Source organism: Mycolicibacterium brisbanense (genome assembly GCF_001570425.1).
GTDB classification, from domain to species: Bacteria; Actinomycetota; Actinomycetes; order Mycobacteriales; family Mycobacteriaceae; genus Mycobacterium; species Mycobacterium brisbanense.
The window spans coordinates 132,652-159,030 of sequence record NZ_BCSX01000044.1; the positions used below are offsets into that span (position 1 = coordinate 132,652).

General features: G+C 67.7%; 18 protein-coding genes. 2 read left to right on the top strand and 16 right to left on the bottom strand.

Going from position 1 to position 26,379, the window contains the following annotated elements; all coding sequences use genetic code 11:
• Window positions 1–47 precede the first annotated feature (47 nt).
• The 12 genes from RMCB_RS24970 to glf all read right to left on the bottom strand — a co-directional run bounded on the left by RMCB_RS24970 (window position 48) and on the right by glf (window position 19,933).
• The gene (locus RMCB_RS24970; protein ID WP_029370838.1) at window positions 48–1,601 is read right to left on the bottom strand and encodes an acyl-CoA carboxylase subunit beta; all 1,554 of its coding nucleotides are present in this window, start codon (window positions 1,599–1,601) and stop codon (window positions 48–50) included.
• Window positions 1,598–6,991: a polyketide synthase Pks13 gene (gene pks13 / locus RMCB_RS24975; protein WP_062830905.1), complete on the bottom strand. Its 5,394-nt coding sequence runs from the start codon at window positions 6,989–6,991 to the stop codon at window positions 1,598–1,600. The genes RMCB_RS24970 and pks13 overlap by 4 nt, the downstream gene beginning before the upstream one ends.
• A gap of 149 nt (window positions 6,992–7,140) precedes the next feature.
• Window positions 7,141–9,033 (bottom strand): long-chain-fatty-acid--AMP ligase FadD32, encoded by a 1,893-nt coding sequence (gene fadD32, locus RMCB_RS24980; RefSeq protein WP_062830906.1) that lies wholly within the window; start codon window positions 9,031–9,033, stop codon window positions 7,141–7,143.
• A 218-nt stretch (window positions 9,034–9,251) separates the two neighbouring features.
• Complete coding sequence (gene culp6 / locus RMCB_RS24985) at window positions 9,252–10,262, bottom strand: carboxylesterase Culp6 (protein WP_062830907.1); 1,011 nt, start codon at window positions 10,260–10,262, stop codon at window positions 9,252–9,254.
• Window positions 10,263–10,270: 8 nt separating this feature from the next.
• Window positions 10,271–10,726 carry a hypothetical protein gene (locus RMCB_RS24990; protein WP_029370834.1) on the bottom strand — a complete coding sequence of 152 codons (456 nt, stop codon included), beginning with the start codon at window positions 10,724–10,726 and terminating at the stop codon, window positions 10,271–10,273.
• 55 nt (window positions 10,727–10,781) lie between these two features.
• Window positions 10,782–11,684: an alpha/beta hydrolase-fold protein gene (locus RMCB_RS24995; RefSeq protein ID WP_062830908.1), complete on the bottom strand. Its 903-nt coding sequence runs from the start codon at window positions 11,682–11,684 to the stop codon at window positions 10,782–10,784.
• Between the two features lie 252 nt (window positions 11,685–11,936).
• Window positions 11,937–12,944 (bottom strand): esterase family protein, encoded by a 1,008-nt coding sequence (locus RMCB_RS25000; protein ID WP_029370832.1) that lies wholly within the window; start codon window positions 12,942–12,944, stop codon window positions 11,937–11,939.
• A gap of 310 nt (window positions 12,945–13,254) precedes the next feature.
• Window positions 13,255–15,258 (bottom strand): terminal beta-(1->2)-arabinofuranosyltransferase, encoded by a 2,004-nt coding sequence (zomB, locus tag RMCB_RS25005; protein ID WP_305802503.1) that lies wholly within the window; start codon window positions 15,256–15,258, stop codon window positions 13,255–13,257.
• 28 nt (window positions 15,259–15,286) lie between these two features.
• Entirely contained in the window at window positions 15,287–16,204 is a 918-nt protein-coding gene (locus tag RMCB_RS25010) for a decaprenyl-phosphate phosphoribosyltransferase (protein WP_029370830.1), read from the bottom strand.
• Between the two features lie 21 nt (window positions 16,205–16,225).
• Window positions 16,226–16,753 carry a phosphatase PAP2 family protein gene (locus RMCB_RS25015; protein ID WP_029370829.1) on the bottom strand — a complete coding sequence of 176 codons (528 nt, stop codon included), beginning with the start codon at window positions 16,751–16,753 and terminating at the stop codon, window positions 16,226–16,228.
• Window position 16,754: 1 nt separating this feature from the next.
• Complete coding sequence (locus tag RMCB_RS25020) at window positions 16,755–18,692, bottom strand: glycosyltransferase (protein ID WP_062830909.1); 1,938 nt, start codon at window positions 18,690–18,692, stop codon at window positions 16,755–16,757.
• Window positions 18,689–19,933 carry a UDP-galactopyranose mutase gene (gene glf, locus RMCB_RS25025; protein ID WP_029370827.1) on the bottom strand — a complete coding sequence of 415 codons (1,245 nt, stop codon included), beginning with the start codon at window positions 19,931–19,933 and terminating at the stop codon, window positions 18,689–18,691. The genes RMCB_RS25020 and glf overlap by 4 nt, the downstream gene beginning before the upstream one ends.
• A gap of 214 nt (window positions 19,934–20,147) precedes the next feature.
• On the opposite strand from glf, the gene RMCB_RS25030 reads away from it, so the two are divergent.
• Both RMCB_RS25030 and RMCB_RS25035 read left to right on the top strand, forming a co-directional pair.
• Window positions 20,148–21,149, top strand: a complete 1,002-nt coding sequence (locus RMCB_RS25030) for a hypothetical protein (protein ID WP_062830910.1) — start codon at window positions 20,148–20,150, stop codon at window positions 21,147–21,149.
• Window positions 21,150–21,273: 124 nt separating this feature from the next.
• Window positions 21,274–22,869 (top strand): N-acetylmuramoyl-L-alanine amidase, encoded by a 1,596-nt coding sequence (locus RMCB_RS25035; RefSeq protein ID WP_062830911.1) that lies wholly within the window; start codon window positions 21,274–21,276, stop codon window positions 22,867–22,869.
• Between the two features lie 44 nt (window positions 22,870–22,913).
• Here RMCB_RS25035 and RMCB_RS25040 read toward each other — a convergent pair whose 3' ends face one another.
• The 4 genes from RMCB_RS25040 to RMCB_RS25055 are packed head-to-tail and all read right to left on the bottom strand — an operon-like array spanning window position 22,914 to window position 26,362.
• Window positions 22,914–23,738: a Cof-type HAD-IIB family hydrolase gene (locus tag RMCB_RS25040; RefSeq protein WP_062830912.1), complete on the bottom strand. Its 825-nt coding sequence runs from the start codon at window positions 23,736–23,738 to the stop codon at window positions 22,914–22,916.
• Complete coding sequence (locus RMCB_RS25045) at window positions 23,738–24,499, bottom strand: lysophospholipid acyltransferase family protein (protein ID WP_029370823.1); 762 nt, start codon at window positions 24,497–24,499, stop codon at window positions 23,738–23,740. The genes RMCB_RS25040 and RMCB_RS25045 overlap by 1 nt, the downstream gene beginning before the upstream one ends.
• Window positions 24,500–24,505: 6 nt before the next feature.
• A complete protein-coding gene (locus RMCB_RS25050) occupies window positions 24,506–25,300 on the bottom strand; it encodes a lysophospholipid acyltransferase family protein (protein WP_029370822.1) in 795 nt (264 codons plus the stop codon).
• Window positions 25,301–25,342: 42 nt separating this feature from the next.
• The gene (locus tag RMCB_RS25055; protein WP_062830913.1) at window positions 25,343–26,362 is read right to left on the bottom strand and encodes an alpha/beta hydrolase family protein; all 1,020 of its coding nucleotides are present in this window, start codon (window positions 26,360–26,362) and stop codon (window positions 25,343–25,345) included.
• Window positions 26,363–26,379: the final 17 nt, after the last annotated feature.

Consider the following 26,379-nt stretch of genomic DNA (forward strand, 5'->3'; position numbering starts at 1 on the left):
CGGTCCGCGAACTGCGGCGTGTCGCGGTACCTCAGCGTCTGCTCGCGCTAGATAGGTAGGAGGCCGTGCTTGCGCTGGACGCGGCCGTGCTTCTGCTTGTCGCGCAACAGGTGCAGCGACTTGCGCAGCAGCAGCCGGGTTTCGTGCGGCTGGATGACGGCGTCGATGAACCCGCGCTCGGCGGCGATCCACGGCGTGGCCATGTTCTCGTTGTAGCCCGCGATGAAGTCCGCGCGGATCTTCTGCACCTCGGGCGCGGTGGGATCCGGGAAACGCTTCACCAGCAACTGCGCGGCGCCCTCGGCACCGATCACCGCGATACGGGCGGTCGGCCAGGCAAAGTTGAGGTCAGCCGAGAGCTGCTTGGAACCCATCACCGCGTACGCGCCACCGTAGGACTTGCGGATGGTGATGGTCACCTTCGGCACGTCGGCCTCGACGACGGCGTTGAGGAACCGGCCGCCGCGCTTGATGATGCCGCCCTTCTCCTGCTCGACGCCGGGCAGGAAGCCGGGGGTGTCGACCACGAAAACCAAAGGCAGGTTGTAGGAGTCGCAGAACCGGATGAATCCGGCAGCCTTGTCCGACGCCTCGTTGTCGATGGCACCGGACATGTGCATCGGCTGGTTGGCGATGACGCCGACCGGGTGCCCGTCGACGCGCGCGAACGCCGTGATCATCGCCTGCCCACGCTGCGCGGCAACGTCGAACACGTCGCCGTCGTCGAAGATCCGCAGCAGGATCTCATGCATGTCGTAGGCCGTGTTGTCGGCGTCCGGCACGATGGCGTCGAGCTCAAGGTCGTGCGGCGTGATCTCGGGCTCCATGCCGGGGTTGACGATCGGCGGGTCGTCAAAAGTGTTGGGGGGCAAGAAGCTCAGGTAGTCGCGCACGTACTGGAACGCCGCGGCCTCGTCCTCGACCACCTGGTGGATGTTGCCGTAGCGGGCCTGCGCATCGGCGCCGCCCAGCTCGTCGAGCGTCACGTCCTCACCGGTGACGTCCTTGATGACGTCCGGGCCGGTGACGAACATGTAGCCCTGGTCCCGCACGGCCACCACCAGATCGGTCTGGATCGGCGAATACACCGCGCCGCCAGCACATTTGCCGAGAATGATCGAGATCTCGGGCACCATGCCGCGCAGCAGTTCGTGGCGGCGGCCGAGTTCGGCGTACCAGGCCAGCGAGGTCACGGCGTCCTGGATGCGGGCACCGCCCGAGTCGTTGATGCCGATCATCGGGCAGCCGACCATGGCCACCCACTCCATCAGGCGGGCCACCTTGCGGCCGAACATCTCGCCGACCGTGCCCTGGAACACCGTCTGGTCGTGGCTGAACACGCCCACCGGGCGGCCGTTGATGGTGCCGTGGCCGGTGACCACGCCGTCGCCGAACAGTGCGTTCGGGTCACCGGGTGTCTTGCACAGGGCGCCGATCTCCAGGAAGCTGCCCGGATCGAGCAGCGCGTGGATGCGCGCACGGGCACTGGGGATGCCCTTCTTCTCACGCTTGGCGATGGCCTTCTCGCCGCCGGGTTCCTTGGCGATCTCAAGCTTCTCGCGGAGGTCGGCCAACAGCGCGGCCGTCGTCTTGTTCGTCACTTGCTCTCGCTCTCGGCTTCGATACGGTTGAGCGCCTCGCTCATGTGAGCACCCACTTTGGCAATGTACGGCTCGTCGATGGCCTGGATGTGCTCACCCCCGATGGGTACGACCTCCAGATCCTTGACGTACTCACCCCAGCCGCCGTCGGGCTTACGGGTCGCGTACGCAGGCTCGAACACGATCGCGTCATCGTGGTAGCGGTCGGCCAGGTACAGCGTGACGTGCCCGTCGTAGGGCTGGACCTCGATGGTGGCCAGGGCGCGCTGATCCAGGTACGACGTGCGCTGGTGCTCGATGATGCCGCCCGGGATCCGCACGCCGCTGTCCTTGATCGCGTCCAGCACGAACTTCACCTGGCCCTCGTCGTCGAGTTGCTCCAGTTCCTCGTACGGGATGGCCGGAATCTCGACGTTGAACGTCCGCTCGGCGAACAGGGCGTAGCGGTCCCAGCGGGCCCGCATGCCCTCCTTGCTCTGGTCGATCGGCTCGCCCGGAAGCGCGAGGTCGATCAGCCCGACGAACCGGACGTCGGCGCCTGCTCGCTTCAGCCCGATCGCGCACGCGTAGGCCAGTGCCCCGCCCAGTGACCAGCCCGCGAGCACGAACGGGCCGTCGTGCATAGCCAACAGCTTCGGCACGTATTCGGCCGCGCGCTCCTCGATCGCGCCCTCGACGCGCTCGAATCCGTAGACCGGGGTATCGGGCGGCAGCCGCTTCATCAACGGTTCGTAGACCACCGTGGACCCACCTGCCGGGTGGAACACGAAGAGCGGCACGTGCGACGAGCCCTCTTTCGGTGCCCGCAGCGTGCGCACGAACCCGTCGACCACGCCCTCCTCGAGCTGGTCGCGCACGATCGTGGACAGTTCCTCGATGGTCGTGGCCGACTTGACGTCGTCGACGGTGATGGTGCCCTCGGCGCGTTCGGACAGCCGCTCGGCCAACTTGGTCGCGGTCGCGTCGTCGACCGAAGGCAGCTCGTTGAAGATGCCGCCCGGAGACTTGCCGGTCACGATCGCCCACGTCGCGAACGTGACGCGTTCCGCGGCGTCACGCGGCGGCACGTCGGCGCCCAGCGCCTCGGTCACCGCCTCCTGGGTCAGCACCTTCGCTGCCGCTGCGGCTGCGGTGGCCTTGCTGGGGCCCGACGGATCTGACGGCGGGGCCGGGATCGAGGGACCGCTCGGATCGGTCGGCGGCGCGGGAATGTCGATCGGCGCAGCTGGTGCGACGCTGTCCTCGGAGTCCTTGTCGGCCAAGGGATGTCCGGCCTCAGCGAGCTTGGCTTCGAGCTCGGCCACCGTGGACGCACCACCCAGCAGCTCGGACTGCTCGGCGGCGATGTCCTCGGCCGACTTGCCCTTCTGCGACTCGGCGATCTGGTCGACCTCGTCGCGGTGCTCGATCGCGTACTTGATGAGCTCCTCGACGTTGTAGAGGTTGGCGTCCCGGACCGCGGTCAACTGGATCGGCGGCAGGTCGAAGTCGTACTCGACGCGGTTCTTGATCCGCACCGCCATCAGCGAGTCGAGACCCAGCTCGATCAGCGGCACCTCCCACGGCAGATCCTCGGGCTCGTAACCCATTGCGGCACCGACGATCGTGCCGAGGCGCTGCGCGACGGTCTCACCGGACTCGGGCGACCACTTCTCGAAGCCGGCGCCCATGCCTGCGCCCTTGGTCAGGTTGTCCTGCAGGATCTCGGCATCATCCTCGGGTTCCGGCTCGACGGCGGCCGGTGCGGCCGAAACCTGCTCGGCGACAACACCGGCACCCACTGCGGTCGGCAGGGTGGCCGCGGCGCCGCCGCGGGTCACGATGGCGTCGTAGACCAGCGTGAACGACTCATCGATGCGGGCGTGCACCTGCACCGAGGCACCGCCCGGGTGCCGGGTCAGCGTCGTGACCAGCCGCGAACCCTCGGCCGGCACCGCGCGCTGCTCGGACGCGGTCAGCCTGGCGTCCGGAAGCACCTGCGCGGCAGCGGCTTTCACCAGCGCAGCGAGGTCGATGGCGCCCTTGGGCACGAACTCCCACACGTGCTTGCCGTCGGGGGTGGCGACATGGTTGCCCGGCATGACCGCCGAGCTGTCACCGGTGAAGTGCGCATCCAGCCAGTGCTGCTTGCGCTTGAACCGCGTCGGCGGGATGTTGGCGAAGTCCAGGGCACCGGCCAGGCCGCTGGACTTGCGCGGGAACAGCGTGCGGATGTCCAGGTCGTGACCGTGCACAAACAGGTGCGCCATGGCCGTGGTCATCGAGGTGACCTCGTCCTGCTTGCGGGCCAGCGTCGCGATCAGCTGCGCGTCGTGCAGGCCCGCCGACGCTGTCGTCAGCCCAACCTGCATGAGCGCCACCGGGTTCGGCGCCAGCTCCAGGAACGTAGTGTGCCCGTTGTCGACCGCGTTGCGGATGCCGTGCGTGAAGTAGACGCTGTGGCGCAGCCCCTTCTTCCAGTACTCCACGTCGTGGATCGGCTCGGCGCCGGCCCGGATGAACTTGCCCTCGTGCACGGTGGAGAAGTAGCCCGTGGTCAGCGGATGCGGTTCGATGCCCTGGATCTCGGCGGAGAGTTCGCCGAGCAGCGGATCCATCTGCTGGGTGTGGCTGGCGCCCTTGGTCTGCAGCTTGCGGGCGAACTTCCCCTCGGACTCGGCCCGGGCGATGATCGCGTCGATCTGCTCCGGCGGACCGCCGATGACGGTCTGGGTCGGGGCGGCGTAGACGCACACCTCCAGGCCCGGGTAGTCGGCGAAGACGGTCTTGATCTCGTCGGCCGAGTACTCCACGAGGGCCATGAGCCGGATGTACTCGCCGAACAGCATCGCCTCGCCCTCACCCATCAGGTGGGCGCGCGAGCAGATGGTCCGGGTCGCGTCGGCCAGCGACAGGCCGCCGGAGAAGTAGGCGGCGGCCGCCTCACCGAGCGACTGCCCCACCACCGCACCGGGTTTCGCGCCGTGGGCCTTGAGGAACTCACCGAGCGCGATCTGGATCGCGAAGATCACCGTCTGGACCACTTCGATGGGGTATTCGCAGGTCTCGTTGGTGTAGTCGATCGCGTCGTCGAGGATCAGTTCGACGACGGAATAGCCGCGCTCATCCTGGATGTGGGCGTCGACCTTGTTGATCCATTCGGCGAAGACAGGCTCGCGCAGGTACAGCTCTTTGCCCATCTTGCGGTGCTGGGCACCGAATCCGGCGAGCACCCACACCGGCCCGTTGGTGACGGGACCGTCGGCGGTGATCACGCTCGGGTGCTGCTTGCCCTCGGCCAATGCCCGCAGGCCCTTGATGGCCTCGTCGTGGTCCGTGGCCAGCACGACCGCGCGCGAGCGGCCGTGGTTGCGCCGCGACAGCGAGCGCCCGATGGATTCGAGAGAGGCCTCACGCCCTGCGGGGCTGTCGATCCAGTCCGCCAGCTCGGCCGCGGCGGCCTTCTTACGCGACGTCAAGAACGCCGAGACAGCAAGCGGGACAACCTTTTTGACGGGCTCAGCGGCTTCGCGGGCGGCCAGCTCCTCGCGCGCCTTCTCGATCAGCCGCTTGGCCTCGTCGGTCAGGCCGGGCAGTTCGTGTGCGGCCTCATCGTAGGCGGGGTATTCATCCGCCTCCGGTTCATCGTGGATGAACTCGCCGTACTCGTCCATCCGCACGCCGCCGACGTATACGGCGTTGGCGTCGTCAGCGGTCGACTTCTCTTCGACCGCTTCGGGTTCCGGCTCGGGTTCGACGAGATCCGACGGCAGCACCTCACGCAGCACCAGGTGCGCGTTGGCGCCACCGAACCCGAATCCCGACACACCGGTGATGGCGTGCCCGCTGTACCGCGGCCACTCCGAGACGGTGTCGTTGACCTTGAGATGTTCCTTGTCGAAGTCGATGTAGGGGTTGGGCCCCGCGTAGTTGATCGACGGCGGCAGCTTGTCGTTGGCCAGCGCCAGCGTCATCTTCGCCAGGCTCGCCGCGCCCGCGGCCGATTCCAGGTGTCCCACATTGGATTTCACCGCACCCAGCAGGGCAGGCTTGTCCGCGTCACGACCCCGGCCGACCACCCGGCCGAGCGCGTCGGCCTCGATCGGGTCGCCCAGGATGGTGCCTGTGCCGTGCGCCTCGATGTAGTCGACGTTGCGCGGGTTGATCCCGGCGTCCTTGTACGCCCGGCGCAGAACCTCTTCCTGCGCATCGGGATTCGGGGCGAGCAGACCGTTGGACCGGCCGTCGTGGTTGACCGCGCTGCCGGCGATCACGGCCAGGATCTGGTCGCCGTCGCGGCGGGCATCGGACACCCGCTTGAGCACCAGCATGCCGCCGCCCTCGGAACGGGCGTAGCCGTCGGCGTCCGACGAGAACGACTTGATCCGGCCGTCGGAGGCCAGCACGCCGCCGACCTCGTCGAAGCCGATGGTCACCAGCGGGGTGATGAGCGCGTTGACGCCGCCGACGATGGCCACGTCGGCCTCACCCGAGCGCAGCGCCTGCACACCCTGGTGCGCGGCGACCAGCGAGCTCGAGCACGCGGTGTCGACAGACACCGACGGGCCGCGGAAATCGTAGAAGTAGGACACGCGGTTGGCGATGATCGCCGTCTGGTTGCCGGTGATGGCGTACGGGTGGGTCACCGTCGGGTCGGCCAGCGACAGGTAGGAGTAGTCGTTGTTGGAACTGCCGATGTACACCGCGACACTGCCGCCCCGCAGGCTCGACGCGGGAATCCTGGCGTGCTCCAAGGCTTCCCACGTCAGCTCCAGCGCCATGCGCTGCTGCGGATCGATGTTGTCGGCCTCCATCTTCGACAGCGCGAAGAACTCGGAGTCGAAACCCTTGATGTCGGACAGATAGCCGCCGCGGGTGCGGGCCTTACCCACCCGCTCGGCGATTCGCGGTTCGGAGAGGAACTCCTCCCACCGGCCCTCGGGCAGGTCGGTGATGCAGTCCTTTCCCGCGAGCAGGGCTTCCCACATCTCGTCGGGGGTGTTCAGGTCACCCGGGAAGCGGGTGGACACACCCACGATCGCAATGTCCTCGACATCACGCTCGCGCGACCAGTCCTCGTCGCTGGTGTCCTCGGGTTCGGGTTCGCCCTCGATGATGACAGTGGCCAGCGACTCGATGGTCGGATGCCGGAACAGCACCGTGGCCGTCAGCGTGACGCCGGTGAGATCCTCGATGTCACTGGCCATCGCGACCGCATCGCGCGAGGACAGGCCGAGCTCGATCAGTGGCGTGGTCTCGTCGATGGCGTCGGCCGATTGCCCCGTCGCGGTGGCCACCGCCTTGCGCAGCCACTCGCGCATCTCCGCGACGGTCATGTCGGGGCGCGACGCCGGTTGGCCGGCAGACTCGGTGGTCGCTGGAAGATTCGAATTGCTTTGTGCTTCATCCATCGCGGGTTGTCCTCCTCGCGTGCGGGTGTTCAAGTCACCTTGTCTCAACCGGCCGACAGTCGGCGGTGTAGCCCAGCTGGGCCCATCAGTGCTGTCTCTTCTTCGCGCGAGCGCTCATCAGTGCTGTCTCTTCTTCGCGCGAGCGCTCATCAGTCGGTCTCGTCGGGGAACGCGTTGGCGATCTTGCCGCTGCGCAGGCTGCCGTCCAGGTAGGCGGCCCGGCAGGCACGGCGGCCGATCTTGCCGCTGGAGGTACGCGGGATGGCACCGGCGGCGGTCAGCAGCACGTCGCGAACGGTGACGCCGTGCCGCACCGCGATGGCGGCGCGGATGTCGTCGGAGATGGGGCCGACTTCGAGCTTGTGCGCGCCCGGCGCCCGCTCGGCCACGATCACCAGCTGTTCGGAGGTGTCATCAGGGTCGCGGTGCAGCCCGGAATGCGCGTTCTCGAAGACCTCGTCGGGCAGCTGGTTGGCCGGCACCGAGAAGGCCGCGACGTACCCGGTGCGCAGCGCCTTGCTGGCCTCCTGCGCCGAGTACTCCAGGTCCTGCGGGTAGTGGTTGCGGCCGTCGATGATGACCAGATCCTTCACGCGGCCGGTGATGTAGAGATCGCCGTCGTAGAAGGCACCGTAGTCGCCAGTGCGGACCCAAGTGGCGTCGTCGGACGCACCCTCGGCGTGCGAGGGGCTGGTGCGCGACTTGAGGGTGTTCTGGAAGACCTCGCGGCTCTCCTCGGGCTTGCCCCAGTAGCCGGTGCCCATGTTCTGGCCGCTGATCCAGATCTCACCGACCTGGCCGTCGGGCAGCTCGGTCGCACTGTCGGCGTCGACGATGACCGCCCACTCGGCCATGCCGACCTTCCCGGCCGATGCCTGGGCGACGGCCTTCGGGGAATCCTCGGGCACCTCGACGATGCGCCCGCTGTTGAGCGCATCCCGGTCGACGGTGATGATCTTGGGCTCCTCGGCCGACGGCGTGGTCGACACGAACAGCGTGGCCTCGGCCAGGCCGTAGGACGGCTTGATGGCCTTGGCCGGGAAACCGTACGGGCCGAACGCCTCGTTGAACCGGCGCACGGTGGCCGCCGAGATGGGCTCGCTGCCGTTCAGCACGGCCTTGACGTTGGACATGTCCAGCGGCGCCGAGCCCTCCTTGGGCACACCGCGCGCCGCGGCGTGGTCGAACGCGAAGTTCGGGGCCACCGAGATGGTGCCGCCGGTGTCACCCTCCTTGCGGGCGAGTTCCCGGATCCAGCGTTCGGGACGACGCACGAACGCCGCCGGGGTCATGAAGGTGAAGTAGTAGCCGATCATCGGCGCGAGCAGAGCGGTGATCAGACCCATGTCGTGGAAGAACGGCAGCCAGGACAGGCCGCGGTCGCCGTCCTCGCCTTCCAGCGCCTCGATCACCTGCACGACGTTGGTGGCCAGGTTGAGGTGGGTGATCTGCACACCGGTCGGGATACGCGTCGACCCCGAGGTGTACTGCAGGTAGGCGATGGTGGTCTCGTCCGGATCGTCCGGATGGACCCAGGTGGCGGCGACGTCGTCGGGCACGGCGTCGACGGCGATGACGCGCGGCCGCTGGTTGGCCGGACGGCTGCGGAAGAACTTACGGACGCCTTCGGCGGCCTCCGTGGTGGTCAGGATCGCCGACGGGTGGCAGTTGTCGAGCACGGCGTGCAGCCGGCCGACGTGCCCCGGCTCGGACGGGTCGAACAGGGGAACGGCGATGCGGCCCGCGTAGAGGGTGCCGAAGAAGGCGACCAGGTAGTCGAGGTTCTGCGGGCACAGGATCGCGACGCGATCGCCCGGCTGGGTGACCTGCTGCAGCCGCGCGGCGACGGCCTTGTTACGGGCACTGAACTGCGACCATGTCAGGTCGCGGGCGACGCCGTCGCGCTCTGTGGAGAAGTCGAGGAACCGGTACGCGAGCTTGTCGCCACGCACCTTGGCCCAGCGCTCGACGTGTTGAACGATGCTGGCGCCGTCAGGAAACTTGATCTGTCCGTCCTTGATGAACGGATTGTGGAACGGCATATTTCTTCTCCCGTCAGAGCCGCACTCGTCGTGAAGCCTGTTGTCGCACGTCGTTCACGGTGCGCCTCAGCCAGTCAACCGACCGCGCGTACCAAAACCCCGAAGGATGGTACGCGCGATCGCACTCGCTACTCACCTATGTGAAGCCCTTACTTTTCTCTTAATATTAAGGGAGTCAAGCGGCCCCAACCAAATCCGGCGCGCTCGTGGCCGAAGTGTTATCCGTGTGCAGGGTGAGGCGCGTTTTCGATGAGGTTCTGCGCCCACGACAGCGTCCACTGAGTGGCCGTCTGACCATTGAGAACCCAGAACTGCGGAGTGTTGTAGAGCGCGTGGACCGGGCCGGCGGCGCTACCCGACAGGGTTTCCAGCGTGGCGGGCAGGTTGACGATCGAGAACGCCTCCTGCGGGGCCGAACAGATCAGGTCACCGGTGCCACAGATCTCGTTGGTGCGGTCGTTGAGGGCGCCGAACCCACCCGGGCGAGCTCCCGTCATCGTCAGACCCAGGGCCGACAGCGTCGGCACCTCGTGCAAGGTCACCTCGGCGCCCTGGCCGACGGGGTTCGGACCCACGTCCTGGCCGACGCCCATCTGACGGCGCCCATCGGCGATCAGGGTCACCCCGAGCACCAGGTCCTCGTCCACGGGGCCGCGGCCGTTACCGATGTCGCTGGCGATGTCGCCGCCGATCACCGCGCCCTGCGAGAAGCCCATGATCACGTAGCTGGTCAGCGGGCACCGGTTGTTCATGTCCGTCAGCGCCTTCACCGCGACGCGGGTGCCTTCGGCCCGGCTGTCGTTGTAGGACATCTGCTTGTCCGCGGCGAACGGATTGTGGAACTGCGCGGTGTAGGGAACCGTGTAGATCTCCATCCGCGAGTTGTCGAACTGCGCGCGCAGCGGGTTGGTCACGTTGAGCAGCAACGCCAGCGGGAACTGCACCGGGTTGGCCGGGTCCAACTGCACCGAGGACTCCCAGGTGCCGGGGATCGACAGCACGAAGACGTCCGGGCAGTCGGCGCTCTGGAACGCCGGGCGCGGCTTACGCGTCGTCGGCGGCACCTGCACGCCAGGGGACGGCTGGGCGCTGGGCGGGGCCGACGGCGTCTCCGGCCTGCGCATCACGATCACCACGATCGCCACCACCAGCACCACGACAAGTGCCATCGCACCGGCAGCGATGAGGGCCAGGATGCGATGCCGCTTCCGTCGAGAGTTTTTCGCCATGTCTCCTGCTAGCAGAGTTGTTCGGTTGCGATGCGGATGTAATCGGAGGCCGCTGCGGCGACTTCACCGTTGTCTTGGTCCCCGACTGACGCGCTGCCGTCCACCACGTGGTCGGCGCGCACATCGCTGCGCACCAGAGGTAGCACAAGATCCCACACCGCCTGATCATTCTGCTTCGCAGCCCGCGCCTGACAGACGTAGGACCCGATGGTCAGGGCTTGAAGATCGCTCGACGGCTTCACGCCAGCAGCGGCCAACGCGTCGAGGTACGACCGCTGCTGGGCGGTGACGGCCGGGGCGGTCGGTACCGAAACGAGGTCACCCGACTGGGCGTGTGCGTCGTTGATCTGCGATGTCGGCAACGCCAGCGGTTCCATCATGTCGCTGCCCGCGCCACACGCGGTCAGCAACGACGAAGCGGACACCGCGAGAACCAGGGTGGCCGACCGTACCGAGCGTTGCACGACTCCACGGTACCGGCTGCCAAAAGTTGCCCCGGTGCAACCGAATTGGTCGCAGCTACTTGATGGTGGCCACCAATTCACCAGACATCTGGGCCAGTTGCGGCGCCCAGCTGCCCCAGTCGTGCTGTCCGCCACCCTGGAAGTCGAAATGCCCGTTGCTGCCGCCCACGCCGCGGTAGTGCGAGTAGAACGCCCGGTTACTGCCCTGGGCCTGGTCACAGACACCGATCATGGCGGCCGGATCACTGCACGTCATGGTGTTGGGGGTGTACACCCACAGCCGGGTGTTGGCGTCGGCGAGCAGTTGCACGTGCACGTCGGGATCGCGCCACTTCCAGCGGCCCAGCTGCGGCGCGCCCCACATTCCGTAGCTGTCGACGCCGCCGTACTGCGCAAGCCCGGCGGTGATCGCACCGTTCAGCGTGGTGGCCGACGGCGTCAGGAAGCCTGACAGCGAACCCGCGAACCGGAAACGGTCCGGGTGAAATGCGGCGAGCGTCACTGCTGCTGTTCCGCCCTGCGAGACACCGACGATGCCGTGCCCGCCCGGGGCCAGGCCCTTGTTGGCGGCCAGCCAGTTCGGCAGCTCATCGGAGAGGAAGGTCTCCCACTGCTTGCTGCCGTCCTGCTCCCAGTTGGTGTAGAGGCTCCACGCGCCGCCCGCCGGAGCGGCGACCGAGATACCACGGCCCGCCAGCGTGCTCATGGCGTGCCCGGCGTTGACCCAATTGCTGACGTCGGGAGCGGCATTGAAGGCGTCGAGGAGGAACACCGCGTGCGGCCCACCGCCCTGGAACGCCACGGGGATGTCGCGGCCCATCGCCGCCGAGGGCACCATCAGGTACTCGACGCCGTCGGCTCGCGCCGGGGCTCCCGTGAGGACCGACGAGGTCCACAGCCCGGCCGCGAGAACCGCGGTCAGCAGCACCGCCCGCACGGCAATCAACCCACGCCTCATCCTCAAACCCCTCCTGTCGCCGGGAACTCCCGGAGAGCCATCGGACCCCATTGCTGAAAGGTGCCCCCGCACACACAGCCCGGCTCCCGCGCGAGGAGCACACAGACCACCGCGCACGCGAGGAGCACAAGGCCCGTTGTAGTGAACCACATCGGACGTACAGGTGGAGATGGAAACGACTGACGGCGGCGACCCCAGAGGATCGCCGCCGTCAGCGTCAATATCGTGTTCGGCCGCTACCGGCCCGCCCGATCAGGCGGTCGGGGTGGCACCCAGCACGCGCTGCAGGTCAGGCTTCATGGCCTGCAGCTGCTGGCCCCAGTAGACCCACGCGTGGGTACCGCTCTGCGGGAAGTTGAACACCGCGTTCTGGCCACCAGCGGCGAGGTACTTCTCCTGGAACGTGGTGTTGGTGCGGCACAGGAAGCCCTCGAGGAACTTCGCGGGAACGTCGGTGCCACCGGACTCGTTCGGCTTGCCGTTACCGCAGTAGATCCACAGGCGCGTGCCCTGCTGAGCGATCTTGGCGACGTTGACCGTCGGGTCGTTGGCCTTCCAGGCGTTGTTCGGATCGCCCGTCGAACCCCACATGTCGTCGGCCTTGTAGCCACCGGCGTCACCCATGGAGACGCTGATCAGCATGGGCCACCAACCCTCGGACGGGTTCAAGGTGCCCGACAGCGCCCCGGCGTAGATGAACTGCTCGGGGTGGTTCATCGACAGGATCAGAGCGGACGAACCGGCCATCGACAGACCGACGATGGCGCTACCGGTCGGCTTGACCTGCCGGTTGGCCTGCAGCCACGCGGGGAGCTCGCTGCTCAGGAAGGTTTCCCACTTGTAGGTCTTGCAGCCGCCGTCCTTGCTGCCACACGCCGGCTTGTACCAGTCGGTGTAGAAGCTGGACTGGCCACCGACGGGCATCACGACGGAGATACCGGAGTTCAGGAACCACTCGAACGTCGGGAGCTCGATGTCCCAGCCGTTCTGGTCGTCACGTGCGCGCATACCGTCGAGCAGGTACAGCGCCGGAGCACCCGGGCCACCGCTCTGGAACTCCACGCGGATGTCACGTCCCATCGCTGCCGACGGAACGTCGAGATACTCGACCGGCAGACCCGGGCGAGAGAAAGCCCCAGCAGTCGCCGAGCCACCCGCGACGCCTACCAGGCCAGGCAGCAGGGCCGCTGCCGCGACCGCAACCGTCAGCCGGCGCGACAGACCTGCCGCTGCGCCGCGCATCTTCCCAACGAACTTCATACCGCTCCCTATCTCATCTGTCGTATGCCGCACGTCAATTCAGCGGACGTAACCGGCTCACGTGCCCGTGTAGTCAACCACACGAAGGCCATTTTCTTCTTTTCAGCAGCTGTCTGCCCTGGTCACACTCGGTCGTCCAAAGTGCGACCAAAGTGCGATCAGGGCAGATCATCGGGCACGCCGCAAGCGGACGCACGGGTGCCCGATTACGTATCGGGCCATGACGGCCTAGCGTTACCCAAACAGACCAACCCACTGACAGCCAAATCCCAGGTTTGTGGTCTAGCGCCCCCACACCGCCGCGCGCAAACTACGGACCGGTTGCGGGCATGCCCGTGTACGGGGGCACCTTGGTCGGCGGCGGTTGCAGGCCACACCGGTTGATCTCGTACAACGGCACGCGGTCGATCCGGTACTTGGTGAACTCGTAGGCGTGCGTGAGGTTCGACAGGAACCGTCGCGGACCCATCTCACCGCGCACAGAATTCAGCATCGCGTCGGTGCCCGGACATGTCATCGCCACCCCGGCTTCGGTGATCCAGTCCTCGTCCAGATACGGCGGGACGTAGGGGTGTTCCTTGAGGAACGGCCCCTCGGCCACCGCCCAGTCCGGGAACAGGTTCTTGTCGTGGCCGATGCGGCCGTCGGTCAGGCGCCGCGTGTGCATGGCCAACGGGTTCGCCAGCCCGATCTGATCGATCACGCGCACGTTGAGCCCGGTGTTCATGCTGACCATGCCGAGGTTGGTGAAAAACACCGTGTGCGGTGTTACCAGCGCCCTGCGCTGCGACGGTGTCAGCCCGGGCGGCGGCGGGAGGGCGGGCACCACATCCCACTGGTCGTAGTTGCCGGACGGGAGCAGCAGCGCACCGTCGGGCGTGTTGTTGATCGCGGTCAGGACCGCCCGCATGCGCGGGTAGTCCAGATAGTCGGCAGCGGTCAGTGGATGCGCGTGGCCGGTGGCCTGCGAGTAGAAGCGCCGCTCGTCGACGATGCCGGAGTAGGTGACCCGGGTCGCGTCGGCGCCCAGGCCCGGCGAGTTGGCCGCCCAGATCGACCATCCGACCACCGCGGCCCACAGCACGCTCGTCGCCGCGGCCAGCAGATATCCGGTCTCCCGGGTGAACTTGGTGCCGTCGGGCAGCACCACCGGGATCACCGCGACGGGGGCAAGCATGCAGAACACCGGCGCCAGCAGCACCCGGCCGTGCATGAAGTCGCCGCCCTGGCGCACCCAGTACACCGCCTGCAGGAACCCGCTGGCCACCATGAAAATGACGATGGCAGGCGGACTTTGGATGGTCCGCGGCAGCCAGCCGTAACCACGCGGCACCTGCCGCCGGACCCACCACGGCCGAGTCCTGGTGGCCAGCAACACCATTCCGAGCAGCACCAGCAACACTGCGGGCACCCACAGCAGGTAGGGGCGGTTGAAATTGGTCAGGTAGATGAAGCCCTGGGCCCATTTGGACCCCGAGGCGTCCTTGGCCACCGCGGTTCCGGGCACCAGCAGGCCGTAGTAACCCATCCGGAAGATCTGGTAGCCCACGGGCAGCAATCCACCCGCGACGAGGATCAACGTCCGGCGGCGCCACCCCCGCGCGGCCACGAGCATCATGACCAGCAGCCCGCCGCCGAGCAGGGCCAGCTCCGGGCGGATCAGCACGCTCAGCCCTGCGACGAAGGCCAGCGAGGCCTCGAACACCGGGCCGGTGATGTTCTGTTGGCCGCGCTGCTGATCGGGATGTGCGCGCAGCGCCTGCGACCAGCAGACCATCATCCACCACAGCAACCCGAGATACGCCAGCGCCAAACCACTTTCGAGCCCCGAGGTGGCGAAGTCGCGGGCCGGCGGGATCGCGATGTAGACCAGCGCACCGGCCGGCAGCAGCAGCGCGCGACGGCCCCGCAGGCTGGGCGCGTAGAGACGGCCGGTGCCCAGCATGACGAACACCACGCCGAGCACGCTGAGCACCAGAGCCAGCGCCAGCACCACGTACTCCAGCCGCAGCGGGCCACCGATCCAGGCGCCGAGGGTCACCAGGTAGGTCCACGCCGTCGAGGTGTTGGCCTCCACCCGTTCCCCGGCGTTGAAGACCGGACCGTTGCCCGCCAACAGGTTTCGCACGGTCCGCAGCACGATCAGGCCGTCGTCGGCGATCCACCGGCGTTGCCAGGCGCCCCAGCCGAACAGCCCGGCGATCACCACGATGCCAACCCACAGGCTGATCCGCACCGACAGGTGATACGGGAATGCCGGCCAGTTCTCGAACCGCTCGCCCAGTCCGCCGGCCCGCTTACGCAGGTCGGTCACGCCGGGCCACCGGCGGGCGTTGGTGGGGTCAGCTGAAAGCGATGGCAGCACCGATGGTCCCGATCCACGCCACAGCCAGCAGCTGCAGAACCCGGTCCCGCAGTGCGATCTCCTCTGGCTCGCCGGCGATGCCGCCATCGACGTCGACCGCGTAGCGCAGGATGGCGATGGTGAACGGGATCATCGATATGGCGAACCACGACGAGCCGACCACCCGGTCGCGCTCGAAGGCCCACAGTCCGTAGCAGACCACCACTGCGGTGGCCGCCAGCGTCCAGACGAAGCGCAGATAGGTCGTCGTGTAGCTCTCCAGCGACTTGCGGATCTTGGCGCCGGTGCGCTCGGCCAGCTGCAGTTCGGCGTAGCGCTTGCCCGATGCCATGAACAGCGAACCGAACGCCATGACGAGCAGGAACCACTGCGACAGCGGGATGCCGGTGGCCACACCACCGGCGATGGCCCGGATCAGGAATCCCGACGACACGATGCAGATGTCCAGCACCGCTTGATGTTTGAGGCCGAAGCAGTACGCGAGCTGGATGGCCACGTAGATCGCCATCACCAGGGCCAGGTTCGGGGTGAGCGACCACGAGATGCCCAACGACGCCGCGGCCAGCACCACTGCCAGCAGATAGGCCAGCCACTCCGGCACCACACCTGCCGCGATCGGCCGGAACCGTTTGGTCGGGTGCGCGCGGTCCGCCTCGACGTCACGGGCGTCGTTGATCAGGTAGATCGACGACGACGCGAGGCAGAACACCACGAACGCGATCGAGACGTTGTAGGCGAGGTCGGCGTAGTTGTAGTGCACGCCGCCGCCCAGCGCAGCCATCGGCGCGGCCAGCACCAGCAGGTTCTTGACCCACTGGCGGGGGCGCATCGCCTTGATGGCACCGGTCACCACGTTCTTGGGCGGGCCGGAAGTCGGCTGGGCTTCCTCACTCATCCGGGCTGTGCTCATCGCTCATCAGTCTCCTTCGACCCCAGAATCCCGGTTCACCGCTGTACCGACCGCCTTCCCCACCAGGGCACCGACGGCCACGCCGGTGAGCACGTCGGTCGGGTAGTGCACACCGAGCACCAGGCGCGACAGCGCCATCGGCGGTACCAGGACCACGGGCAGCGGCAGACCGGTGGTCTGGGCCAGCAGCACCGCGGCGGCGGTGGTGGAGGTGGCGTGCGCGGACGGGAAACTCAGCCGGCTCGGGGTCCCCACGTTCACCGCGATGTCGGGGTGGTGTGGACGTTCGCGACGGACCACCCGCTTGATCACCACCGCGGCGGCGTGTGCCAGGAAGGCACCGGCGCCCACCGCGAGCCAGGACCGGCGCTTGGACGGCTGCACGAGCGCGCCCGCCGCGGCCAGGCCGACCCAGCCCAGACTGTGCTCTCCGAAGTGGGACAGCGCACGCGCCCCGGCGAGTACGCCGGGACGTCCTGCCAGTGCCGACTGAACGGCTACCAGCACGGCGTCTTCGCCGCGCGGGTCGGCCACGTCAGGCCTTCTCGCCGGATTCGGCGAGCAACACGGTCTCCCACTTCTGGGTGCTCGACAGGGTCGGCAACGCATCGCGGTACACCTTGCGCATGCGGTCGAACTGGCGGGCGATCCGCAGCTGCTGACGCAGCGAAGCACGAAGCAGCGCAAACATTTTCGCCCGGTCCCGCTGGCGGTAGACGACACCGCGGCCGTCGGCGGTGGTGACGGTGACACCGTCGACCATGCACAGCGAGAACCACCGGGCGTCCTGGGTCGCCACGTTGATCTGGGGCCGGACGTGGGTTTCGGGATCAGCCTCGCGCAGCTGGTTGGCGACGCCGCGGGCCAGGCGGAAAGCGATGGCGGCTTTGGAGACCGGGATGCGGACCTTCTTGCGCTTGAGATCCGACGCAGGCGGCAGCGCGGTGGCACCGGGCAGCACGACGGCGTCCGGGTACTGCGCGCGCATCTTGCGGACGTCGGGCAGCGCCGACTCCAGGATCGAGAAGATGTGCTCCGGCCCGGCCAGGAAATCCTCCATGGCCCGGTTCTGGATGGCGACCGTCGAATACTCAAGGCAGAGAAGGTGTTTGAAGGTCGCCTTGAGGTGGCTGGCGAGCAGGCCCCGGATGTCGCCGTCCCAGTGCATCGCGGCGATCACCAACCGGTTGCGCAGGTGGAAGTACGCCTGCCAGTCGATGGCGTCGTCCTTGTCGCTCCAGGCCATGTGCCAGATCGCCGCACCCGGCAGGGTGACCGTGCGGTAGCCGTGCTCGGCGGCCCGCAGGCCGTATTCGACGTCGTCCCACTTGATGAACAACGGCACCGGCTGGCCGACCTCTTCGGCCACCTGCCGCGGGATCATGCACATCCACCAGCCGTTGAAGTCGACGTCGATGCGGCGGTGCAGCAGCTTGCTGCGGTAGGCGTCGACATCGTCGAGGGCGTACTTCGCGAAATCGTGGTCGTATTCGGCGTTGGGCGCGGCCGACCACATGAAATTCGAGCGGTCCACCACCTCGCCCATGATGTGCAGGTGCGACGGCTCCTGCAGGTTGAGCATCTGGCCGCCGACCAGTGTCGGCTCCTTGGCGAACCGGTTCATCGCGAGTGCCCGCAGGATCGAATCCGGCTCGATGCGGATGTCGTCGTCCATGAACAGGATCTGTTCACAGTCGGTGTTCTTCAGCGCCTCGTACATCACGCGGCTGTACCCGCCGGAGCCGCCGAGGTTCGGCTGGTTGTGGATCGAGAGCCGGTTGCCCAGTGCCGCGGCGGCTTCGTCGAACCCGGGATGGTCCTTGGCCTTGCTGGTGCCCTGATCGGACACGATGACCGCGCAGATCACCTCGTCGACGAGCGGATCGGACGTGAGGGCGGCCAGGGCGTTGACGCAGTCCGCGGGCCGGTTGAAGGTCGGGATGCCGACGGCGATGTTGGCCCGCCCCGGCGCGGCCATCGGCGCGTACCAGCCGGCGCTGTGCACCGTCACCTTGGAGTCGGTGGTGATGTCGAACCAGATCCAGCCGCCGTCCTCGAACGGGGTGAGGTCGATCTCGAATTCGACTGCGGCAGGCTGGTCGGAGTCGCCGCTGGAGACGGGTGCTCCGCCGACGGTGATGCGCGCGCCGGTGGCCTTGGAACGGTACACGTCGACGCGGGCGCTACCGGTCAGCTCGACGCGCAGCACCACGGACGTCAGCGTCGACCAGCGCCGCCAATAGCTGGCCGGAAACGCGTTGAAGTAGGTCGCGAACGAGATCCCGGATTCCGGGCCGATCTCCAGCGTCGTGCGGGTGGGGGCGTGTGCGCGACGCGCGTTGGTCGGATCCTCGTCGAGGTAGAGCTTGCGGACGTCGAGCGGCTCGCCCGGTCGCGGCAGGATCACGCGGGCCAGCAGACTGACGGCCCTGGATTCTCCGGCGTCGAGTGCGCCGGATGGGATGTCACTCATGCTTTGCTGCTTTCCTTCTCGGGTTCGGTGACGAGCGGCGCACCGTCAACCAGGTGCGGTGCCAGCGTGTTGTCGTACATGTTCAGCGCGCTCGCGATGGCCATGTGCATGTCCAGGTACTGGTAGGTGCCCAGCCGGCCGCCGAAAAGCACCTTGGCCGAGGCTGTTTCGGCCTTGGCGCGGGCGCGGTAGGTGGCCAGCAGGGCACGGTCGGCTTCGGTGTTGATCGGGTAGTACGGCTCGTCGTCGTTCTCGGCGAACCGGGAGTACTCACGCATGATCACGGTCTTGTCGGCCGGGTACTCCCGCTCGGGGTGGAAGTGCCGGAACTCGTGGATGCGGGTGTATGGCACGTCGGCGTCGTTGTAATTCATCACGGCGGTGCCCTGGAAGTCGCCGGTGTCCAGCACGTCCACCTCGAAATCGAGTGTGCGCCAACCCAACCGGCCTTCGGAATAGTCGAAGTAGCGATCCAGCGGCCCGGTGTAGACCACCGGCGCATCCGGGTTCGCGGCCCGCAGATCATCGCGCACGTCGAACCAGTCGGTGTCGAGCACCACCTGGATGCGCTCGTCGGCGGCCATCTTCTCCAGCCACGCGGTGTAGCCGTCGACCGGCAGCCCCTCGTAGGTGTCGTTGAAGTACCGGTTGTCGAACGTGTACCGCACCGGAAGCCGGGTGATGTTGGCCGCGGGCAGTTCCTTGGGGTCGGTCTGCCACTGCTTGGCGGTGTAGTGCTTGACGAACGCCTCGTAGAGCGGGCGGCCGATCAGCGAGATGGCCTTTTCCTCGAGGTTCTGGGCGTCCTTGGTGTCGATCTCGGCGGCCTGTTCGGCGATCAGCGCCCTGGCCTCGTCCGGGGTGAAGTACCGGCCGAAGAACTGGGACACCAGACCCAGGCCCATCGGGAACTGATAGGCCTGCCCGTTGTGCAGGGCGAAGACCCGGTGCTGGTAGCCGGTGAAGTCGGTGAAGTTCCGGACGTAGTCCCACACCCGCTGGTTGGAGGTGTGGAACAGGTGGGCACCGTATTTGTGGACTTCGATGCCGGTTTGTGGTTCAGGTTCGGAATAGGCGTTACCGCCGATGTGCGGACGTCGCTCGATGACAAGTACGCGCTTGTCGAGCTGCGTCGCCACGCGCTCGGCGATCGTCAGGCCGAAGAAACCGGAACCAACGACAAAGAGGTCGAAATGACCTGTGGGCTGGACCGCGCCGACCCGGGGAGATAAGGACGTCATCGGCAGCCAGGGTATCCGACCGGCCCGCTACAGCCCGAATTCGACAGCGGGCGTAGGTCGCAATTCGCTCACAATTCAATATCGTCACTCTAATCCCATTAGTCACATACGTACCATCGATCACGTTGGCACTCATGGGCTTCGCACGTTTCGTCCGTTGGCTGCTGACAGACCTGAGCAGTACAGATATGCAGTCCAATTTGAGGAGACTTCCGTGCCGAACCGACGTCGACGCAAGCTCTCGACAGCCATGCGTGCAGTCGCTGCAGTGGCAGTCGCAAGTCCAGCAGCATTGGTTGCGGTCACCCAGCTTTCCCCCGAGCCTCAGCAGCGCGAATTCACCCAGGCCGCGATGGTCACCGACCTGCCCACCGAGCTGATGTCCGCGCTGTCGCAGGGGCTCTCCCAGTTCGGCATCAACCTGCCGGGCGGGTTGCTCGGCGGCACCGGAGCGTCGCCGTCGCTCGCCTCGCCGACGCTGACCTCGCCTGGCCTGGGCGCGCCAGGGCTGACCAGCCCGGGCCTCACCTCCCCCGGCCTGACCAGCCCCGGGTTGACCAATCCGGGTTTGACGAGCCCCGGCCTGGCCAGCCCCGGCCTGACGGCACCCGGTGGCGCCGGCCTGCCCGGTGCCACACCGGGGGCGACGCCGAGCCTGACCGCGCCTGGCGCACTGACCGATCCCGCGCTGAGCAACCCCGCCCTGAGCAACCCGGCTCTGACCAACCCGGCGGGCGCTCTGCCCGGTGGGCTGACCAATCCGGCAGGCGCTCTGCCCGGTGGGCTGACCAACCCGGCCGGCGCCGTGCCCGGTGGGTTGACCACGCCGAGCCTCGGCGCTCCCACCACCCCGGGCCTCACCACACCCGGCCTGGGCACCGATCCGTCGCTGATGCCGATCTCCAACGGCGGAGCCCTGCCCGCCCCGGGTGAGGTGCCGATCGCCGGAGACCCCGGCCTGGGTGGCACCTACCCGATCCTGGGTGGCCCGCTGGGAACCGACCCGTCGCTGAGCGCGATGCCTGCCGCCAGCAGTGGCGGCGGCGGTCTCTTCGGTGACCTGTCCAGCGCGGCCCAGCAGCTCGGCGCCGGCCAGGCGATCGATCTGCTCAAGGGCATGGTGATGCCGGCCATCACCTCGGCGATGAAACAGGGCATCCCGGCGGCCGCGCCTCCGGTTCCGGCGCCGCCGGCTCCGCCGCTGCCCACACCCTGACCGAAACGCTTGTAACGAAACGGCACCGCAGAAGCCAGTGGAGGCTCTGCGGTGCCGTTGCGTGCACGCTGAGAATCGCGTGTCGAACCATTAGTAACAACAGACCCATACGTAACATCAGTCCGTGCTGTCCCGCCGTACCGCGCCGCCACTACTCTTCACTGCGCTCGCGGCAACGGTCGTCATCCTCCCGTGGGCCATCGACGGCGTGCCCGGCAGCAACCGCACCGATCCTGTCGACGCTGCACCGTTACTCACTCAGCAATCGCTCGACAATCTGAACAGCGGTGACAGCGTGCGAGAGGTCCACCAGGACACCCCGTTTTCGATGGTCGCGCTGACCGCACAGGACCTCAGCGGCACCTCGGCCAAGGTACGGGCGCAAAAAGCCGACGGCTCCTGGGGACCGTGGTACCAGACGGAGAATCTCGACGGCGTCGGCAAGGAAGGCGGCCCGGGACCACGCGGCACCGAACCGGTGTTCGTCGGCCGCACCACCACCGTGCAGATCGCCGTCACCCACGCCGCCACGCCGCCGGCTCCGGGACCGCAGAAGCCCGGCCTCGGCTACCGGCCCGCGTCCGTCGAACAGCCTCTCCCCAAAACCGTCACCGCGGTCCTCATCGCGCCCCCGAAAGCCCCTGTGGACACCGGACCACTGCCCACCGCCGCCACCCCGCCAGGAGTGCCGCCCAACGTCATCACGCGCGCCCAGTGGGGCGCCGACGAGTCGATGCGATGCGGAAACCCGGTGTACGACAGGAACGTTCGTGCCGCTGTCGTGCATCACACGGCAGGCAGCAACGACTACGCACCGGAAGACTCAGCCGGTATAGTCCGGTCGATCTACGAGTACCACGCGCGCACGCTCGGCTGGTGCGACATCGCCTACAACGCGCTGGTCGACAAGTACGGCCAGGTGTTCGAAGGCCGGGCCGGCGGCATCAACCGGGCGGTCGAGGGCTCGCACACCGGCGGGTTCAACCGCGACACCTGGGGTGTGGCGATGATCGGCGACTTCAACGATGTACCGCCCACCGAGATCCAGCTGAACACGGTCGGACGGCTGCTGGGCTGGCGCCTGGGCCTCGATCACGTCGACCCCAAGGGCAGCGTGGTACTCACCTCCGCAGGCGGCTCGTTTACCCACTTCCCGCTCGGCGCGACCCCCACATTGCCGACGATCTTCACCCACCGCGACGTCGGTAACACCGAATGCCCCGGCAACGCCGCCTACGCCGAAATGGACCGTCTCCGCGATATCGCCGCCCGCTTCAACCAGCCCCCTGGCCCGGCGGACCTGGCCGAACAGATGCGCGGCGGTGCCATCTACGCACGCTGGGAATCCCTCGGCGCGTCCGGCGGCCTCCTGGGCAACCCGACGTCGCCCGAGACCGCGGCGGAAGGGTCCGCCCGTTACGCCACCTTCGAGCGAGGCGCGATCTACTGGTCACCGGAGACCGGTGCCCAGCCGGTCACCGGCGCCATCTACGAAGCCTGGGGCTCACTCGGCTTCGAACGCGGCATCCTCGGGCTGCCGACCAGCGGCGAGATCCCCGAACCGCTGTGGATCGGGCAGAACTTCCAGCACGGCACGCTCAACTTCGACCGCGAGAAGGGCACCGTGACCCGCGTCGTCGACGGGGTCCCGCAGGAACTACCACCGCCGCCGGCCGACCAGCAGCCGGTTCAGCTGGAGCGGTTCACCCCGATCACATAGCGGGATTCAACTACCCGCTAGCCCTGTTTTGCTCCTCGCGTCCGCTAGCCCCACCAGCGCTCGAGCACCCGCGCCACCCCGTCGTCGGCATTGGTGACGGTCACCTCGTCGGCGGCCGCCACAGCGTCGGGATGAGCGTTGCCCATGGCCACACCGCGCCCGGCCCAGCTCAGCATCGGCACGTCGTTGGGCATGTCGCCGAACGCGATGACGTCGATGGCAGCGAGCCCGAGCGGGCCTGCCACCTGCTCAACCCCGGTGGCCTTGCTGATGCCCACCGGCACCACCTCGATCAGACCGTTGTTGGTCGAGTAGGTGATGTCGCCGAGCAGGCCTACATGCTCGACGAGGGCGGCAGCCATGTCGGAGCTGCGCGCCCCGGCCTTGCGCACCAGCAGCTTGACGGCGGGCTGGGACAAGAGATCCTCGACCGACACCTCGGTGTTGTCGGGATTGAGCCACGCATGCTCGTAACCGGGCGAGCTGACGAATTGCGGGGTGGCCGCATCGTGTGCCGAGACGCCGACGCGCTCGACCGCCAGGCCGGCGCCCGGGATCACCCGGCCCGCAATCTCGGCCAGTTCAGCGAGGGCATCGGGCAGCAGCGTGTTCGCCGAGACGATCCGATCGGTGGCCGGGTCGTAGATCACCGCGCCGTTGGCGCACACCGCCAGCGGCGCCAATCCAAGGCCCTCGACCACGGGTGTGATCCAGCGTGGCGGCCGGCCCGTCGCCAGTACGAATACCGCGCCGTCCGCGACGGCGGCCTGCACGGCTGCCCGCGTACGCGGGGTCACCTTCTCGTCCTCGTCGAGCAGCGTTCCGTCGACGTCCGTGGCGATCAGCCGCGGTCTCGGATCGATCGCCATCAAATATTTTTTCCTGTCGCTTTACCCGCCCGCTTACGCGCGCGCTCGGCCAACTCGGCCTCGTCGAGGCGCTTGGCCTCTTCCGGCGTCGGCGCCGACCCGCCCAGCCGGCGCGGCACCCAGTACTGTCCCGCAGGCGCCGGGTACTCGCGCTGCACCCGGTCCAGCAGATCTGTCATCGCGGTGCGCAGCCGCGCGTCCAGTTGTTCGACCGTACCGGTCGGCGCGAGCGGCTGCCCCACCTCGACGGTAACGGGAAACTTCTTGCGCCCCAATGTTTTCGGATGGTCCTTTGTCCAGATCCGGTGCACGCCCCATACGATCAGCGGCACGATCGGGACGTCGGCCTCCAAGGCCATCCGCACCGCTCCGGTCTTGAATTCCTTGAGCTCGAAGCTGCGGCTGATGGTGGCCTCGGGGTACACACCGACCAGCTCGCCGTGGCGCAACGACTGCACCGCGAGGGCATAGGCCCCCGCCCCGGCCTCGCGGTCCACGGGAATCGTCCCGGTGTGCCTGATCAGGAAATCGACCGGCTTCACCTGTTGCATCTCGGCTTTGATCATGAAGCGCATGCGACGGCCCCGCTCGGTCGCGGCCAGAGCGGCGGGCAGGAAGTCCACATAGCTGGTGTGGTTGATCGCGACAACGGCGCCGCCCGTCGCCGGCAGATTTTCCACGCCGCGGAAGGTGATCCTGGTTCCGGTAGCCCGAACCGCCAGCTTGCCTGCGATTTCCAAACTTCGGAAAACGGGTTCCATACGGACCTACCCCGACGCACCAGTCGGCTCGGCGGGCCCCGTCTGCTCCCCCAACGCCCGCCGCCGGGCCGCCTTCTCCGCGGCCTCCTCGGCATCCATCCGGTTGGCTTCGGCCAGCGACGGCGCGCCGCCGCCGAGACGATGCGGCACCCAGAACTCGCCGGGAGGGTACGGGCCATACGCGTCCTGCACCTGCTCCAGCAGGTGCTGCATGCGGGAATGCAGCAGCGCCGTCAGCTCGGCGGCAGGCAGCGTCGGCTGGATCGGTTCGCCGACGGCGATCGAGATGGGCACCTTGGGCCGGTAGAGCTTCTTGGGGTGTCCCTTGGTCCAGATTCGCTGGGCGCCCCAGACGATGTGCGGGACGATCGGCACGCCGGCCTGGATCGCCATCCGCGCCGCGCCGGACTTGAACCCCTTGATCTCGAAACTGCGGCTGATGGTCGCCTCGGGGTACACCCCGACCAGCTCACCGGCCTTGAGGTACTCGACAGCCGCATCGTAGGACGATGCGCCGTTGTCCCGGTCGACCTCGATATGGCGCAGGCTGCGCATGATCGGACCGGTGATCTTGTTGTCGAACACCTCTTTTTTGGCCATGAACCGCACCTTGCGGCCCCGCTTCTGCTTGTACGCAGGCAGACCGGCGAAGGTGAAGTCGAAGTAGCTGGTGTGGTTGATGGCCACCACCGCTCCGCCGGTGACGGGCAGGTTCTCCACCCCGGTCACAGTGAACTTCAGCCCCTGTAGCCGCCACGCCAGCCGGGCGAGCTGGATGACAGTCCCGTACACCGGTTCCACAGCCGCAAGCGTAGTGCGCAGCCCCGCCGGACGCGTATGCGGTCACCCGCCGGCCCTGGCGACGAAGTCCCGCTGCGTAGTCAGGGCGCCCGGGGTGTACAGCCGACGCGGAGCGAACACCGCCACGAGAGTGCTCAGGACGCCGCTGTTCTCGATCCAGGCAGGCACCAGCGAATGGGTGGCGTCGGGATACCGCGCGATCTGCAGCAGGGCGGGCGCCGGCAGATGCGAGCGATACCCCGCCTCGGTATCGGCGACGTCGACATTGACGTCCCGGCCGCCCAGCATGAGCAGGACCGGGATGCGTACCCGTGCGAGATCGGCCGATGCATCGGAGGTGAAGTTGCGTTCGGCGAAACCCCACCGCTCGGCCGACATCCCGTCGGCCGCCCCGGCGGCGAGCGCCTCGGCATAGCCCGCGCCGCGGCGCAGCAGCTCCAGATTGCGTTCCCGGCGGCCCAGTGCCGCGTCGACCTCGACAGGAGTTGCGTGCGCGGCGGCCAACTCGGCCAGCAGGTTGTAACGACCTTGCTGCAACCAGTTGATCGCGGGGGACACCGCGATCATGAAGCGCAGCCGCGGGTCCTGGGCTGCCACCTTGGGCATCACCCACCCGGCTTGGCTCGCGCCCCACAGCCCGACGCGGTCCGGGTCGATGTCGGGCAGCTGCCGTGCCCACGCGATGGCGTCGGAGGTCTCGCGGGCCCGGTCGGCCATGCTCTGCGCCAGCCAGTTGCCCGGCGCGCCGTTGACTCCCGGTTTGTCCCACGCCAGTGAGGCATACCCGGCCTGCGCCAAAGCCTCCCAGATCGGCCGGTAGAAGGTCTGGTGGATCGCGTCGAGCGGGCCGTCTCCGTGCACGAACACGACGAGTCCGAACGGGCCGTGGCCACGCTTCGGCAGAGCCAGCACACCTTGTAGCGGTTGCGCACCGCCGGTGATGGTCACCTGACGCTCGCGCAGCGCGTATTCGTTCTGGCACACGATCCAGCCCGCCATCCCGGTGACGACGAGAAGCACCGCCAGTCCGATCCGCGCCAACCGCCGCAATCGTTCATTCATGTTACGATCGTATACGT